At 41.4% G+C, this 16,596-nt stretch carries 13 protein-coding genes; 12 read left to right on the plus strand and 1 reads right to left on the minus strand.

Going from position 1 to position 16,596, the window contains the following annotated elements:
• Positions 1-70 precede the first annotated feature (70 nt).
• Positions 71-4,828, plus strand: a complete 4,758-nt coding sequence (locus K5Q34_RS00460) for a S8 family serine peptidase (RefSeq protein WP_221864335.1) — start codon at positions 71-73, stop codon at positions 4,826-4,828.
• A gap of 54 nt (positions 4,829-4,882) precedes the next feature.
• On the opposite strand, the gene K5Q34_RS00465 is transcribed toward K5Q34_RS00460, so the two are convergent.
• A complete protein-coding gene (locus tag K5Q34_RS00465) occupies positions 4,883-5,734 on the minus strand; it encodes an NAD(P)H-hydrate dehydratase (protein ID WP_221864336.1) in 852 nt (283 codons plus the stop codon).
• 97 nt (positions 5,735-5,831) lie between these two features.
• On the opposite strand from K5Q34_RS00465, the gene nth reads away from it, so the two are divergent.
• The 11 genes from nth to K5Q34_RS00520 all read left to right on the plus strand — a co-directional run bounded on the left by nth (position 5,832) and on the right by K5Q34_RS00520 (position 16,595).
• Complete coding sequence (nth, locus tag K5Q34_RS00470; RefSeq protein ID WP_024410090.1) at positions 5,832-6,455, plus strand: endonuclease III; 624 nt, start codon at positions 5,832-5,834, stop codon at positions 6,453-6,455.
• A 285-nt stretch (positions 6,456-6,740) separates the two neighbouring features.
• On the plus strand, positions 6,741-7,724 hold the full coding sequence (guaC, locus tag K5Q34_RS00475; protein ID WP_014637970.1) for a GMP reductase: 984 nt from the start codon (positions 6,741-6,743) through the stop codon (positions 7,722-7,724).
• 69 nt (positions 7,725-7,793) lie between these two features.
• On the plus strand, positions 7,794-9,143 hold the full coding sequence (locus K5Q34_RS00480; RefSeq protein ID WP_221864337.1) for an MATE family efflux transporter: 1,350 nt from the start codon (positions 7,794-7,796) through the stop codon (positions 9,141-9,143).
• Between the two features lie 97 nt (positions 9,144-9,240).
• A complete protein-coding gene (gene rimM / locus K5Q34_RS00485; protein WP_014637968.1) occupies positions 9,241-9,759 on the plus strand; it encodes a ribosome maturation factor RimM in 519 nt (172 codons plus the stop codon).
• Positions 9,749-10,474 carry a tRNA (guanosine(37)-N1)-methyltransferase TrmD gene (gene trmD / locus K5Q34_RS00490; protein ID WP_024390342.1) on the plus strand — a complete coding sequence of 242 codons (726 nt, stop codon included), beginning with the start codon at positions 9,749-9,751 and terminating at the stop codon, positions 10,472-10,474. The genes rimM and trmD overlap by 11 nt, the downstream gene beginning before the upstream one ends.
• A gap of 30 nt (positions 10,475-10,504) precedes the next feature.
• A complete protein-coding gene (locus tag K5Q34_RS00495) occupies positions 10,505-11,560 on the plus strand; it encodes a histidinol-phosphate transaminase (RefSeq protein WP_221864338.1) in 1,056 nt (351 codons plus the stop codon).
• A 102-nt stretch (positions 11,561-11,662) separates the two neighbouring features.
• Positions 11,663-12,412, plus strand: a complete 750-nt coding sequence (locus K5Q34_RS00500; protein ID WP_014637965.1) for a DeoR/GlpR family DNA-binding transcription regulator — start codon at positions 11,663-11,665, stop codon at positions 12,410-12,412.
• Positions 12,409-13,320, plus strand: coding sequence for a 1-phosphofructokinase (pfkB, locus tag K5Q34_RS00505; RefSeq protein WP_105151295.1), 912 nt, complete (start codon positions 12,409-12,411; stop codon positions 13,318-13,320). Before K5Q34_RS00500 ends, pfkB begins: the two co-directional genes overlap by 4 nt.
• Positions 13,317-15,272 (plus strand): fructose-specific PTS transporter subunit EIIC, encoded by a 1,956-nt coding sequence (locus K5Q34_RS00510; RefSeq protein ID WP_221864339.1) that lies wholly within the window; start codon positions 13,317-13,319, stop codon positions 15,270-15,272. Before pfkB ends, K5Q34_RS00510 begins: the two co-directional genes overlap by 4 nt.
• Positions 15,273-15,367: 95 nt before the next feature.
• Positions 15,368-15,742: a DUF1149 family protein gene (locus K5Q34_RS00515; protein ID WP_002934959.1), complete on the plus strand. Its 375-nt coding sequence runs from the start codon at positions 15,368-15,370 to the stop codon at positions 15,740-15,742.
• Between the two features lies 1 nt (position 15,743).
• Complete coding sequence (locus tag K5Q34_RS00520; protein WP_221864340.1) at positions 15,744-16,595, plus strand: DegV family protein; 852 nt, start codon at positions 15,744-15,746, stop codon at positions 16,593-16,595.
• The last annotated feature ends 1 nt before the right edge of the window (position 16,596 follow it).

Raw genomic sequence — 16,596 nt, forward strand, 5'->3', positions numbered from 1 at the left:
GATAATTTTATGTTTTAATATATTTATTGGTTTTGCCAATAATGAAGGAGAAAAACTAGGAGGAAAAGTTATGAAAAAGAAAGAAACATTCTCACTTCGGAAGTATAAAATTGGAACTGTGTCTGTTCTTTTGAGTGCAGTTTTTTTGTTTGCAGGTGCACCATCGGTAGCTGCAGATGAATTGACAAGCCTTGTAGAGACTAAGGTGGAAGCAACTGTTCCTGACGCAATCGTCAGCGAATCAGCCTCAGAAAGTCCCGTAGTCGAGGAGTTGGTTGACACTTCTGTGGAGGCTACCCCAACTGATGTAACCACTACAGATAATGAAGAGGAAACATCTGGCTCAGAAGCTCTTGAAAATATCGCAAATACAGAAGTAGAAACAACTCAACCAGCTGTAGAAACTCCAGCTATTTCAGAGAAAAAAGTAGAAGAAGAGGAGAAGCTTTCCGTAGCAGATGAGACTACTGCTATTACGAATCAGGAAGAAGCGAAACCACAAAACATTGACAGTAATACAATCATTACAGTACCTAAAGTTTGGGATAGTGGTTACAAGGGCGAAGGAACAGTAGTTGCAATCATAGATTCCGGTCTTGACGTTGACCACGATGTATTGCGTATTTCAGACCTCTCAACTGCAAAATATAAATCAGAAAAAGAGATAGAAGCAGCTAAAGAAGCTGCAGGAATTACCTACGGTGAATGGTTTAACGATAAGGTTGTATTTGGTTATAACTATGTTGATGTGAATACTGTCTTGAAAGAAGAAGACAAACGTTCACACGGTATGCACGTAACAAGTATTGCCACAGGAAATCCGACACAACCAGTCGCTGGACAATTAATGTATGGTGTAGCTCCTGAAGCGCAAGTCATGTTTATGCGTGTATTCTCAGACCTCAAAGCTACAACAGGCGCAGCATTGTACGTAAAGGCGATTGAAGATGCTGTAAAATTGGGTGCAGATAGCATCAACCTCAGTCTGGGAGGAGCTAACGGCTCTGTTGTTAACATGAATGAAAATGTGACTGCAGCAATCGAGGCTGCTCGTCGTGCAGGGGTTTCTGTTGTTATTGCAGCTGGTAATGATGGAACATTTGGTTCAGGTCATTCTAATCCGTCAGCCGATTATCCAGATTATGGCTTGGTCGGTGCTCCTTCAACAGCTCGCGATGCAATTTCTGTCGCTTCTTACAATAACACAACGGTTGGTAGTAAAGTAATTAATATCATTGGTTTAGAAAACAATGCTGATTTGAATTACGGTAAGAGTTCGTTTGATAATCCAGAGAAAAGTCCCGTACCATTTGAAATCGGGAAAGAATATGAATATGTCTATGCGGGAATCGGTCAAGCTTCGGATTTTGATGGTCTAGATTTGACTGGAAAACTTGCACTCATCAAACGTGGAACGATTACCTTCTCAGAAAAAATAGCCAATGCAACAGCTGCAGGCGCAGTAGGCGTGGTCATTTTCAATAGTCGTCCAGGCGAAGCCAATGTAAGCATGCAACTTGATGATACAGCTATTGCAATTCCATCTGTCTTCATTCCATTGGAATTTGGTGAAGCTTTGGCAGCTAACTCATATAAGATTGCGTTCAATAACGAAACGGATATTCGCCCTAACCCAGAAGCAGGTCTTCTTTCAGATTTTTCAAGTTGGGGTCTATCAGCGGATGGCGAGCTAAAACCAGACTTAGCTGCTCCAGGTGGTGCTATTTATGCAGCCATCAATGATAATGACTATGCCAACATGCAGGGAACAAGTATGGCTTCACCACACGTGGCAGGAGCAGCCGTACTAGTAAAACAGTATTTACAGGCAACTTACCCTACTAAGTCCCCTCAAGAAATCGAAGCCTTAGTAAAACACTTGCTTATGTCTACTGCTAAAGCACATGTGAACAAAGAAACAACAGCCTACACTTCCCCACGCCAACAAGGTGCAGGTATCATCGATACTGCAGCAGCTATTTCTACAGGTTTATATTTGACTGGCGAAGATGGGTATGGCAGCATTACCTTGGGAAATGTTGAGGATACATTCAGCTTTACGGTCACACTTCATAACATTACAAACGAAGATAAGACTTTAAACTACTCAACACAATTAACAACGGATACTGTTCAAAACGGATTGATCACCTTGGCTCCACGTCTATTAGCAGAGATTCCTGGCGGTAAGGTGACTGTGAAAGCCAATTCAAGTACAACTGTTACAATTAATGTCGATGGATCAAGCTTTGCAGAAGAATTGACAGGATTGATGAAAAATGGTTACTATCTTGAAGGTTTTGTTCGATTTACAGATGTAGCCGACGGCGGTGATATTGTCAGCATTCCATACGTTGGTTTCCGTGGGGAATTCCAAAATCTAGCCGTTCTAGAAGAGCCGATTTACAATCTTATTGCCGATGGTAAGGGGGGCTTCTACTTTGAACCTGTTACAGCACAGCCAAATACTGTTGACATCAGCCATCACTACACAGGTCTTGTTACAGGAAGTACAGAGTTAATCTATTCTACAGACAAACGATCTGACCTTGCGATCAAGACTCTTGGTACATTTAAAAATGAAGCAGGATACTTTGTTTTAGAGCTTGATGAGTCTGGTAAACCTCATTTAGCTATCTCGCCAAATGGGGATAACAACCAAGATTCGCTTGCTTTCAAAGGTGTCTTCTTGAGAAATTATACTGATTTAGTCGCAAGCGTCTATGCTGCAGATGATACTGAGCGAACAAATCCACTTTGGGAAAGTCAACCACAGTCAGGCAATAAAAACTTCTATAGTGGTGATCCTAAAAATCCAAAATCAAGCATTATTTATCCTACTGAATGGAATGGAACAGATAGTGACGGAAATGCTTTAGCAGATGGTAAGTATCAATACGTTTTGACCTACTCATCTGAAGTTCCAGGTGCAGCAGTACAAACTATGATTTTCGACGTTATCATCGATAGAGAATCACCAGTTATCACCACAGCTACCTATGATGAAACAAACTTTACATTTAACCCTCGTCCAGCCATTGAAAAAGGAGAATCAGGTCTATATCGTGAGCAAGTATTCTATCTTGTAGCAGATGCAAGCGGTGTGACAACTATTCCTTCCTTATTAGAAAATGGTGATGTAACCGTTTCTGATAATAAGGTATTTGTGGCACAAAACGATGATGGCTCCTTCACATTGCCTCTTGATCTTGCAGATATTTCAAAATTCTACTACACAGTGGAGGATTATGCTGGTAATATCAGCTATGAAAAAGTAGAGAATCTGATTAGTATTGGCAATGAAAAAGGGTTGGTAACTGTCAATATTCTTGATAAAGATACAAATAGTCCTGTACCAATACTTTTCTCTTACTCAGTCACCGATGAAACAGGCAAGATTGTTGCAGAATTACCACGATATGCCGGCGATACTAGCGTTCTTAAGCTACCATTTGGTACTTACATCTTTGATTTATTCTTATATGATACAGAGTGGTCAAGCCTAGCAGGTGAAACAAAAGCAGTCGTGACGATTTCGGAAGAAAATAGCACTGCCGAGGTGAATTTCTATGTGACTTTGAAAGATAAGGCTAACTTGCTGGTAGATATTGATGCATTACTACCCTCTGGTTCAACCATCCAACTGGTAACTGCTGATGGTCAGACTATTCAGCTACCAAATGCTAAATATTCTAAGACTGATTATGGTAAATTTGTACCAGTTGGTACCTACACTATCCTTCCAACCCTCCCAGAAGGCTATGAATTTTTGGAAGAATTAGACGTAGCAGTACTTGCAAACCAGTCAAATGTTAAGAAATTAACCTTGATTAATAAAGTTGCTTTGAAAGAACTGATTGCTGAACTTGCAGGACTTGAAGAAACAGCGCGTTATTACAATGCTAGTCCAGAACTTCAAACTGCCTATGCTAAAGCATTAGAAGATGCCAATGCAGTATATGCCAACAAACACAATCAGGCACAAGTAGATTCAGCAGTTGCCAGTCTTGTGGCGGCGAGAGAACAGCTAAACGGTCAGGCTACCGATAAGGAAAAACTAATTGCTGAAGTATCAAACTACACACCGACTCAGGCAAACTTTATTTATTACAATGCTGAAAATACCAAACAAATCGCCTATGATACAGCTGTTCGTTCAGCACAACTTGTATTGAACCAAGAGAATGTAACACAGGCAGTTGTCAACCAAGCGTTGGCTGACTTGTTAGCAGCGAAAGCCAACTTAGATGGTCAAAAGACTGATATTTCAGCCCTTCGTAGCGCAGTATCCGTTTCTTCCGTATTAAAAGCGACAGATGCTAAGTATCTCAATGCATCTGAGAACGTGAAACAAGCTTATGACCAGACAGTTGAAGCAGCGAAAGCGATTCTAGCTGATGAATCTGCAAGTCAAGCAAGTGTCGATCAAGCTCTAGCCGTTCTGACAAGCGCTCAGGCAGAACTGGATGGTGTTGCTACTTCAACAAATGATGCCAAAGAGCCAGCAAATACTGCCACTGACAAAAAAGATGAAGGCACTGTAACGCCTCCACCTATAGACTCAGAAAAAGTTGATGTACAGGCACCTCCTGTAGAAGATACTGGGAATTCAGGGCATGTACCGATAGGTCAGAAGCCAAACCCTCAACCAACTTTACCTCGTCCAGTCACTTTGCAAGCTAGTCTATCTAGTCCTAATCAAGAAAAACAGGTGACTCAACTACCAAATACTGGAGAAAATGATACGAAATACTATCTTGTTCTTGGTGTCATTATTGGGCTAGGGACTCTGTTAGTAAGCAAACGACGTCATAAGGAAGGAGTATAACCAACACTAGCTTTATCACAAGTTCGCTAAATAATAAAACCGCTTAATCATTGATTAGGCGGTTTTTTGTGTTTGAAATTGAAGCATTATCTTTTGGATGTTTCTTGAGACATCAGTTGGCTTTACAAGATAATAATCTTGAGCCAGTTGGTCGGCAATATAGGAGTGGAGGTAGGTTGCTACAAGGATTCTTTCATATAGTTGAACATGGAGAAATTGTACAGCAAATCCTGCAATCATACCTGCAAGAGTATCTCCCATACCTCCTGTTGCTTGGTAGGGACCACCAGCTCCTATTGGAGTGACTTGGTTTGGCTGGGTTTTTAGGATTTGTGTAGCAGAACTTTTAGCTACAAGGATTGTATTTTCTTGAAAAGATTGCAAGGCTTCAAGATTTCTTTGGCTTGTTTGGTCAGCAACCGGAATGGCTGATAACCGTTCCCATTCTTTCTGGTGGGGTGTCAGGATGACTTGTTTACACGGGAAGTTCTTTCTGTTTTGTTTTGCGACTAAGGTAAGGGCTGAGCCGTCAAGAACTAAAATCTGCTGGTCAGATAAATGTCCAAAAACAAAGTCCAATAACTGTTCAGCTCTGCTATTTTCCCCAAAACCTGGACCAATCAGTATCAAGTCAGCATTTTCTAAGCTACTTATCAGCAAGGCTTGATCGTCAAATGAAAATGCCATGGCTTCAGGCAGATGACTATGTAAGGCTGGTATGTTGTCTTTTTCAGTAGCAACAGTTACCAAGCCTGCTCCACTGTTGACGGTTGCTAGTGCGGCCATGATAATCGCTCCACCATAAGGATACAGTCCACCAATCAGCAAGGCTCGACCATAGCTTCCCTTATGGCTATTGCGTGGTCTTGCTTGAATAACCTTTCTACAGAGTTCTTGTAAGTCCATACTTATTCCCCCTTTTCTTCTTATTATATCACGAGGAATGAGGTTTATGACAATCCAGATTTTAGATAAATCCAAGTTTTCATGCTATAATGAATTCATGGTATTATCAAAAAAACGTGCAAGAAAAGTTATTGAAGAAATCATCGCTCTATATCCTGATGCTAAGCCAAGTTTGGATTTTCGAAATCACTTTGAGTTGGTATGTGCAGTGCTCTTATCTGCTCAAACTACAGACGCTGCGGTGAATAAGGCAACACCTGGTTTGTTCGCTGCTTTCCCAACGCCACAAGCCATGGCAGCAGCAGAAGTAAAGGATATTGAGCCTTATATTTCTCGTTTGGGTTTGTATCGTAATAAAGCCAAATTTTTGAAAGAATGCGCCCAGCAGTTGATGGAACGGCATAATGGCATTGTTCCGCAGACTCGTGAGGAATTAGAAGCTCTGGCAGGAGTGGGAAGAAAAACGGCTAATGTAGTGTTGAGTGTTGGATTTGGCATTCCTGCCTTCGCAGTTGATACCCACGTGGGACGGATTTGTAAACATCACGATATTGTCAAAAAATCGGCTACACCCCTGGAAACAGAGAAACGAGTCATGGAAGTCTTACCTCCTGAACTCTGGCTCCCTGCTCATCAAGCTATGATTTATTTTGGTCGTGAGGTTTGCCATCCTAAGAACCCTGAATGCGAAAAATTCCCACAATTATATGAATTTGACTAAAAAATCTTCTGTTTTTGAAGATTTTTTTAGTTTTTATGTGAAATTGTTTGAGTAAATTCTGAACATTTTTTTAAATTTTATAAGAATAGTAACTCAGAAAAGAATTATACGAATGTTATGTTTTATAAACGAGTCTAAAAAGTGATATATCCGAATATTGTCTAGATAGGTTTCTTTTTTATTGACAAAACACAAACAATAAGCTATACTATATCTTGTAATAAGGAAAAAATACGAAAAACAAACTGTTTTTCTGTTCCAATGTTAAGAAAAAGAGGTAGAAGCATGTTCAACGAAACTCCAGTTTTTGACTACGAAGATATTCAGCTCATTCCAAATAAATGTATCATCAATAGCCGTTCCGAGGCAGATACAACAGTGACTCTTGGGAAATATAGCTTTAAATTACCAGTTGTTCCAGCTAATATGCAGACTATTATTGATGAAGATGTAGCAGAAATGCTTGCCAAAGAAGGGTATTTCTACATCATGCATCGTTTCGATGAAGCTGGTCGTATTCCATTTATCAAACGCATGCACGAGCAAGGTTTGATTGCTTCCATCTCTGTTGGCGTAAAAGAATATGAATATGAGTTTGTGACTAGCTTGAAAGCTGATGCTCCTGAGTTTATCACCATTGATATTGCTCATGGTCATGCAGAAAGTGTTATCAAGATGATCCAACATATCAAGAAAGAATTACCTGAGACTTTTGTCATTGCAGGTAATGTCGGTACTCCAGAAGCAGTTCGTGAACTAGAAAATGCTGGTGCGGATGCGACAAAAGTTGGTATTGGTCCAGGTAAAGTATGTATTACAAAGGTTAAGACTGGTTTTGGTACAGGTGGTTGGCAGTTGGCTGCCCTTCGTTGGTGCGCAAAAGCTGCCCGTAAACCAATTATTGCGGACGGAGGTATCCGTACCCACGGAGATATTGCCAAATCTATCCGCTTCGGCGCAAGCATGGTCATGATTGGTTCGCTCTTTGCTGGGCACATTGAAAGCCCAGGTAAAACAATTGAAGTTGATGGCGAGAAATTCAAAGAGTACTATGGTTCTGCATCTGAATACCAAAAAGGTGCATACAAAAACGTTGAAGGAAAGAAAATTCTCTTGCCAGCCAAGGGACATTTGAAAGATACTCTGGTTGAAATGGAGCAAGATTTGCAGTCATCTATTTCTTATGCAGGAGGACGTGACATTACCAGCTTGAAGCATGTGGACTATGTTATCGTGAAAAACTCTATCTGGAATGGTGACTCTATCTAGTCAAAGAGGACTTGCAATGCAGGTCCTTTTCTTGTTACAATATTTATATAAAATTGAAAGAGAATAAGCATGTACCAAACAAGAAATAACAAAGAGAAGCTCTGGCTCTTTATCAAAATATTTTTGCCCATTTTAATTTATCAATTTGCTAATTACTCCGCATCCTTTATCGATACCATGATGACAGGCCAGTACAGCACTATGGATTTGGCTGGTGTTTCCATGGCAACCAGTCTTTGGAATCCGCTTTTTTCATTTCTAACAGGGATTGTATCTGCACTGGTCCCAATCATCGCTCAACATTTAGGAAAAGGTGAAAGAGATAAGATTCGTGAGGAGTTTCATCAGTTTGTCTATCTAGCCGTCGGATTAACCATTTTACTTTTGTGCTCGGTCCTATTTATCGCTGTTCCCACCTTGGCTCAGTTTGGACTTGATGAATCTATTTTTCAAGTTGGCAAGCAGTACCTCTATTTTATTTCCATTGGCATCCTGCCTCTCTTGCTCTTTAGTGTCTGTCGCTCTTTTTTCGACGCCTTGGGCTTGACCCGCCTCTCCATGTACCTCATGCTGCTCCTGGTTCCCTTTAACAGCCTCTTTAACTATCTCTTGATTTATGGGAAAATGGGCCTACCGGCCCTGGGCGGAGCAGGAGCTGGATTGGGAACAGCCTTGGCTTACTGGGCGGTGTTACTGGTGATTATCGCTGTTATGTACAAAAATAAGACCATTGCATCTTATCAGCTTTGGCGGTGGAGTTCGATTGATGGGTCTTTACTGAAAGAAGGATTGAAAATCGGACTTCCCATCGGTTTACAAGTCTTTGCAGAAGTAGCAATTTTTGCAGTAGTAGGGCTCTACATGGCAAAATTTTCAGCCCAGATTATAGCAGCCCACCAGTCGGCTATGAACTTTGCGACATTATTATATGCCTTTCCTGCCTCAGTTTCTTCAGCCCTAGCTATTGTCATTGCTTATGAAGTAGGGGCCAAACGACCACAAGATGTGAAAGCCTACAGCCGTTTAGGACGCCTGGTGGCACTTGGTTTTGCAGGCTTAACACTCACTTTCCTATATTTTTTCCGCTCTAAAGTTGCCTACCTTTATGGTAATGATGCAGAATTTATCCGTCTGACCTCGCATTTTCTTAGCTTTGCCCTCATGTTCCAATTAGCAGATGCCTTTACCGCACCTATTCAGGGGATATTACGTGGTTACAAGGATACGACTGTCCCCTTTATACTTGGTTTGGTTGCCTATTGGTCCATGACCTTCCCAGTCGCATTCTTGCTTGAAAGATTTTTCCAAATGGGACCAGAAGCCTATTGGATTGGTCTGATTTCAGGGATTTTTGTCTGCGGAATATCTCTTAATTTGCGCTTGATTAAAATAGCTCATTCTCATTTGTCCGTGAAATAAATTAACTATGAAAGTCGGAGGCATCCGGCTTTTTCTCTCTTGTGAAAATATCTTGCTCATGTTAAAATAAAAGGATAGAAAATCAAATGGAGAAATTATGAATTATTTTAACGTAGGAAAGATTGTTAACACGCAAGGCCTACAAGGGGAAATGCGTGTTTTGTCTGTGACCGATTTTGCTGAAGAACGTTTTAAAAAAGGGGCAAAGCTTGCACTTTTTGATGACAAGGATCAGTTTGTCATGGAAGTGGAAATTGCTAGTCATCGTAAGGCTAAGAACTTTGATATTATCAAGTTTAAGGGCATGTACCATATCAACGATATTGAAAAGTACAAGGGCTTTAGCTTGAAAATTGCCGAGGAAAACTTGACCGACCTTGAAGATGGTGAATTTTATTACCACGAAATTATCGGCTTGGATGTCTATGAAAATGACCAGTTGATCGGACAGATCAAGGAAATCTTGCAACCAGGTGCCAATGATGTCTGGGTGGTGAAACGAAAAGGTAAGAAAGACTTGCTCTTGCCATATATTCCACCTGTTGTCTTGAACATTGATATTCCAAATAACCGTGTCGATGTGGAGTTGCTCGAGGGCTTAGACGATGAGAATTGATATTTTGACCCTCTTCCCTGAGATGTTTGCACCTCTAGAACACTCTATTGTGGGCAAGGCGCGTGACAAGGGCTTGTTGGAAATCAACTACCACAATTTCCGAGAGAAGGCTGAAAAGGCTCGCCATGTGGACGATGAACCCTATGGCGGAGGACAAGGCATGTTGCTTCGTGCCCAGCCGATTTTTGATACCATGGATAGCATTGAGCAAACCAAGCCACGTGTTATCTTGTTGGATCCTGCTGGGCGTACTTTCAATCAGGCCTATGCCGAAGAATTGGCACAGGAAGAGCAGTTGATTTTCATCTGTGGTCACTATGAAGGATATGATGAGCGGATTAAGACCTTGGTGACAGACGAAATTTCTCTCGGGGACTATGTTCTGACAGGTGGAGAGTTGGCAGCTATGACCATGATTGATGCTACCGTTCGCCTGATTCCAGAGGTTATTGGTAAGGAAGTCAGTCATACGGATGATAGTTTTTCATCAGGGCTATTGGAATATCCTCAATACACCCGACCATACGAGTATCGTGGAATGGTAGTTCCAGATGTTCTCATGAGCGGTCACCATGAAAATATTCGTAAATGGCGTTTGGAGGAAAGTCTACGCAAAACCTACCAACGTCGTCCAGACTTGTTAGAAAACTACAACTTTACAGCTGAAGAGTTAACTATTTTTGAAAAAATCAAAGCAGAAGACACAGTTGATTAGACTGTGTTTTTCTTGCTAGAAGGAGAAATGATGAAACGCAAGGTATTTGAACACTACCAACCTTATAAAATCAAACAAAAGGCAAGATTTGATTTAGGAAATAACGAAAATCGTATCATTGATTGGTCCTTTTTGGCACAAGAGACCTTGGAAAATTTGGATGTCAGTCAATTAAGTTTTTATGGTGATAACACTTACTCCGAACTGATTGAGAAATATGCGGCCTATCTTGGAGTGAATCCCAAACAAGTAACGGTAGGTGTAGGCTCTGATCACCTTATTCACATGATTGTTTCCACCTTTATGGAAAAGGATGATACTTTTTTGACTGTCAATCCAGACTTTTTCATGTACGAAACTTATAATCGCATGCATGGTAGCCAGTTTGAAGTCGTTGACCTGGTTGAAAAAGATGGAACCTTGGTTTTGCCTGTGGAGAGCCTGTTGGCGCGTGCAGAGGAGTTGAAGGCAAAGATAATCATGCTTTCCAACCCTAACAATCCTTCTTCAGTAGCTTATTCGTTAGAAGATTTGGAGAAATTAGCCGATTCTTTTAAAGGGCTACTCGTTGTAGATGAGGCTTATATTGAATTTGCACATGTCGAAAGCTTCATCAGTCGTCTACAACAATTTGACAATGTTTTAGTTTTACGGACTTTATCAAAGGCTTTTGGACTTGCAGGTTTACGAGTTGGCTTTGCGGTAGGAAGCGAAGAGTTAATTTATGAATTGGACAAGGTCATTCCCCCATTCAGCTTGTCAAACTTGACTGCAAAAATGGCAGCCCTTGCATTGAATTATACAGACAAAGTTTTAGAAACAGTGGGAGTAATTCAGAATTTGCGAGAAGAAATGATTTTATTCTTGCAAGGATTAGATAACTGTCAAGTTCTACCTAGTCAGGCTAGTTTTGTAACGTTTAAAGTACCGTGGGCAGAAGAACTTTATCAGCAAGCCTTGGCACAGGATTGGAATTTCAAATATTATCCAACAGGTAAATTAGAAGGGCATATTCGCCTATCTATTGGCCGTCCAGAAGAAATGGACATGATGAAAAAAATGATTGAGAAACTAGTGGAAGCGTAGATTCTGCTAGTTTTTTTGTTTTTTTGAAAGAAAATGATAGAAAATGATTGACAATGGCAGAAAATCGTGTATAATGATTTTTGTAAACGATTGCAGGAGGTGTTGAACATACTCAAATCAGAACGAAAACAGATTATATTGGAGCGAATACACTCTCAACAGTTTGTTCGGCTAGAGGAATTAATCGAAGTTCTTGATACATCTGAGTCTACTGTACGTAGGGATTTGGACGAGTTGGAAAACGAGGGTAAGCTTCGTCGTGTACACGGCGGTGCTGAAGCGCCAGGAAATTTGCAACTCGAAGAGTCTATTCTAGAAAAATCTGTCAAAAACGTTCAAGAAAAACGAGAGATTGCTGAACGAGCAGCTCGACAGATTGTTAACGGAGACGTAATTTTTTTAGATGCAGGTACAACAACCGGTGTACTGATTGATTATCTTCAGCAGGAAAATCTGACAGTCGTTACCAATTCTATTCACCACGCAGTGAGGCTGGTTGAACGCAAGATAAAAACAATCATTATAGGTGGTTTTGTTAAGCAATCAACAGATGCTTCCGTTGGAGCAGTAGCATTGGAACAAATTCGACAGCTCAATTTTGATAAGGCATTTCTGGGGATGAATGGTATTGATAAAAACTATTTTACAACGCCAGATATTGAAGAAGCGACCATCAAACGCACTATCATAGACAATGCCAAAGAAAGCTATGTTTTGGCAGATGCTTCTAAAATTGGTCAATTCTCCTTTGTTAAAGTTGCGGCAATCGAAAAATCCAACATTATCTGCCAATCTTCAGAAAGCAGTTTGTTGGACATCATAAAAGAGAAAACGAGGGTAATCGAGGTATGATTTATACAGTTACGCTCAATCCAGCGATTGACTATATCGTTCGTTTAGAACATGTCGAGACAGGCAGTGTCAATCGTATGGAGAGCGACGATAAGTATGCCGGCGGTAAGGGAATTAACGTTAGCCGTGTTTTGAAGCGCTTGGGCTATCCGAATACAGCAACGGGTTTCCTTGGGGGATTCACAGGTCAGTTCATCAAAGATGGATTGATTGCCGAAGGAATTGATACTGATTTTGTTCAGGTTGATCAAGATACACGTATTAACGTGAAAATCAAAGCTGACCAAGAAACAGAAATCAACGGTTTGGGTCCGATTGTGACAGATACACAGTTGGCCGAATTAGAAATGGTCTTAGCAGGATTGACCAAAGAAGACACCGTTGTCTTTGCCGGGTCTGCTCCAGCTAGTCTTGGAAACGAAGTCTACAATAGGCTGATTCCTGTGGCTAAAAAAGCAGGAGCACAAGTGGTCTGTGACTTTGAAGGTCAAACACTTCTAGACTCACTAGCACACCAGCCACTCTTGGTCAAGCCAAACAACCATGAACTTGAAGCAATCTTCAACGTCGAGTTGAATGGCATTGCAGACATCGAGATCTACGCTAAGAAAATCTTAGAAATGGGTGCTCAGAATGTTATCATTTCCATGGCAGGGGATGGGGCTTTGTTGGTCACTCCAGCAGCTACTTACTTTGCTAAACCAATCAAGGGTACAGTGAAAAACTCTGTCGGAGCTGGAGATTCCATGGTGGCAGGTTTTACAGGTGAATACGTTCGCTCACAAGACCCAATTGAAGCCCTCAAATGGGGAGTTGCTTGCGGTACGGCAACAGCCTTTTCAGATGATTTGGCAAGTATCGAATTTATTAAGGAAACTTATGAAAAAGTTGAGGTAGAAACACTATGAAAATTCAAGACGTTTTGAGAAAAGATGTCATGTTGCTTGATTTGCAAGCGACAAGCAAGGAAGCAGTTATCGATGAAATGATTGCTAGTTTGGTTGATAAAGGTTATGTAACGGATTTTGACGTATTCAAAACAGGTATCATGAACCGTGAAGCACAAACAACTACTGGTCTTGGTGACGGTATCGCAATGCCACACGCTAAGAATGCGGCTGTAAAAGAAGCGACTGTTCTCTTTGCAAAATCAAACAAGGGCGTTGACTACGCAAGTCTTGATGGTCAACCAACTGATTTGTTCTTCATGATTGCAGCCCCAGAAGGTGCAAACGATACACACTTGGCTGCCCTTGCTGAATTGTCTAAATACTTGATGAAAGCTGGTTTTGCTGATAGACTTCGTGCGGCAACAAATCCAGAAGAAGTGATTGCAGTATTCGATACAGCTGAAGCCGCTGACAAGGCTGCTGAGGAAGTAGTTGCAGCACCAAGTGGTGACCGTCCATTTATCGTTGCTGTTACAGCATGTACAACAGGTATTGCTCACACTTACATGGCAGAAGAAGCACTTAAGAAACAAGCTGCTGAGATGGGTGTTGACATCAAGGTTGAAACCAACGGTGCTTCAGGTGTTGGAAATAAACTAACCGCTGAAGACATCGAGAATGCAGCTGGTGTTATCATCGCAGCAGATAAGGCTGTCGATATGCCTCGTTTCAATGGCAAACCTTTGGTATCTCGTCCAGTTGCAGCTGGTATCAAACAAGCAGAAGAGTTGATTAACATCATCTTGGACGGAAAAGCATCTGCATATACAGCGACAGAAGGAGCAGCTACTGTGGAATCTTCAGAAAAACTCAGTCTTGGTAAAGCATTCTATAAACACTTGATGAGCGGTGTTTCTCAAATGTTGCCATTCGTTATCGGTGGCGGTATCTTGATTGCCCTTGCCTTCCTATTCGATGGAGCTCTAGGTGTGCCGCAAGACAGCCTTGGTAGTCTTGGTTCATACCATGAAATCGCAGCTATGTTCATGAAAATCGGTGGAGCAGCCTTTGGCTTCATGTTGCCACTTCTTGCAGGTTACATTGCTTACTCAATTGCTGAAAAACCAGGTTTGGTTGCAGGTTTCGTAGCTGGTGCAATCGCTAGTAGCGGTCTTGCGTTCGGTAAAATTCCTTACGCAGCTGGTGGTGAAGAAACCCTTGCCCTTGCTGGTGTATCATCTGGTTTCTTGGGTGCCCTTGTTGGTGGTTTCCTTGCTGGTGGTGTAGTGCTCGTTCTTCGCAACGCTTTGCGCAACCTTCCAAAATCACTCCAAGGTTTGAACGCTATCTTGCTCTTGCCACTTTTGGGCACAGCAATCACTGGTTTCTTGATGTTCTTCGTTAACATCCCAATGGCAGCTATTAACACAGGTATGAACAACTTCCTTGCAGGTCTTGAAGGTAGCTCTGCTATTCTCCTCGGCCTTGTCCTCGGTGGTATGATGGCAGTCGATATGGGTGGTCCAGTCAACAAGGCAGCTTATGTCTTCGGTACAGGTACACTTGCAGCAACTGTTGCAGATGGGGGTTCTGTTGCCATGGCAGCGGTAATGGCAGGTGGTATGGTTCCACCGTTGGCAGTATTCGTTGCAACCCTTCTTTTCAAAGACAAATTCACACAAGAAGAGCGTAACTCAGGTTTGACAAACATCGTTATGGGTCTTTCATTCATCACTGAAGGTGCGATTCCGTTTGGTGCTGCTGACCCAGCTCGTGCAATCCCAAGCTTTATCGCTGGTTCTGCCCTTGCAGGTGCCTTGGTTGGTTTGTCAGGCATCCAATTGATGGCTCCTCACGGTGGTATCTTCGTTATCGCTTTGACATCTAATCCATTGCTTTACATCGCCTATGTTTTGATCGGTGCGGTTGTATCAGGTGTCCTTTACGGAGCACTTCGTAAAGCTAAATAATTTTGATTGAAACCTTGCTTCTGGCAAGGTTTTTTAGCTATTTCACGAGGATTATGGTATAATGTGAGTATTATTGTTATTAGAGGAGTCTTGAAATGGAAATCATTCGCGATAAAGAATTTGTCAATCAGTATCATTTTGATGCCCGCAATCACGCGTGGGAAAAAGAGAACGGAATTCCGGAAACAAAATTGAAAGTTGACTTTCAATTGATTGAGCAAAATCGTGCGGAAAATCGAACATCTATGATTACCATTTTGCGCTTTATGATTGTACTAGATCATTTTGTAATTTCAGGTGCCATGAGTCAGGCCGTTCACTTACCAAATCGATTGGTAGAAGAGCCAACTGAATTTACTGATGAAGAAAAACGTGTTTTGGTAGAGCCTCTTTTGGACATTTTAAAACGAATGACTTATGAGGTTACTGAAATCGCCTTTGATGCACCAGGAGTGAATTTGGAGTTTTAATATGAAATTAGCAGTTATAACTGACTCATCGGCTGTTTTGAATGTTCAAAGTATTGAGCGGGATGACCTGTTTGTCCTAAGCATTCCAGTCAGCATCGATGGGGAAAATTATATCGAAGGGCAAAATTTGACGGTTGAAGAGTTTTATCAAAAAATGGCTTCATCGAAAGAATTACCTAAAACAAGTCAACCGAGTTTGATGGAACTAGAAGAAATTCTGGCTAAATTAACAGAGAAAGGTTATACACACGCACTTGGCTTATTCTTGTCATCAGGTATTTCAGGTTTTTATCAAAATATTCAATATTTGGCTGATGAATTTGAAGGATTAACCGTTGCCTTTCCAGATACCAAAATCACATCGGCTCCTTTAGGCATGATGGTGGAGAATATCCTTAAATGGGCTGATGCAGGACTTAGTTTTGAAGAGATTACTGGGAAATTGGACCAAGAAATTGTCAAAACAACTGCCTTTATCATGGTTGATGACCTCAATCACTTGGTAAAAGGTGGTCGCTTGTCTAATGGTGCGGCCTTGATTGGCAATCTTTTGAGCATCAAACCGATTCTGTATTTTACAGGTGAGGGTAAGATTGAAGTTTATGAAAAAGTTCGGACGGAGAAGAAAGCCATTAAGCGTTTAATCGAAATTCTCCAAGAACAAACCAATGAAGGACAATATCAGATTGCTATCATTCATGCCAACGCACCTGAAAAGGCTGAAAACTTTAAACAGCAGTTAGAAGAAGCAGGTGTCGGTAGCGATTTGCCAATCGTGTCATTTGGTTCAGTCATCGGTACACACTTGGGAGAAGGGGCTGTGGCCTTTGGTATTTCTCCCATTATTGAATAGG

Source organism: Streptococcus sp. 2018110, assembly GCF_019754115.1.
Classification (GTDB): Bacteria; Bacillota; Bacilli; order Lactobacillales; family Streptococcaceae; genus Streptococcus; species Streptococcus hashimotonensis.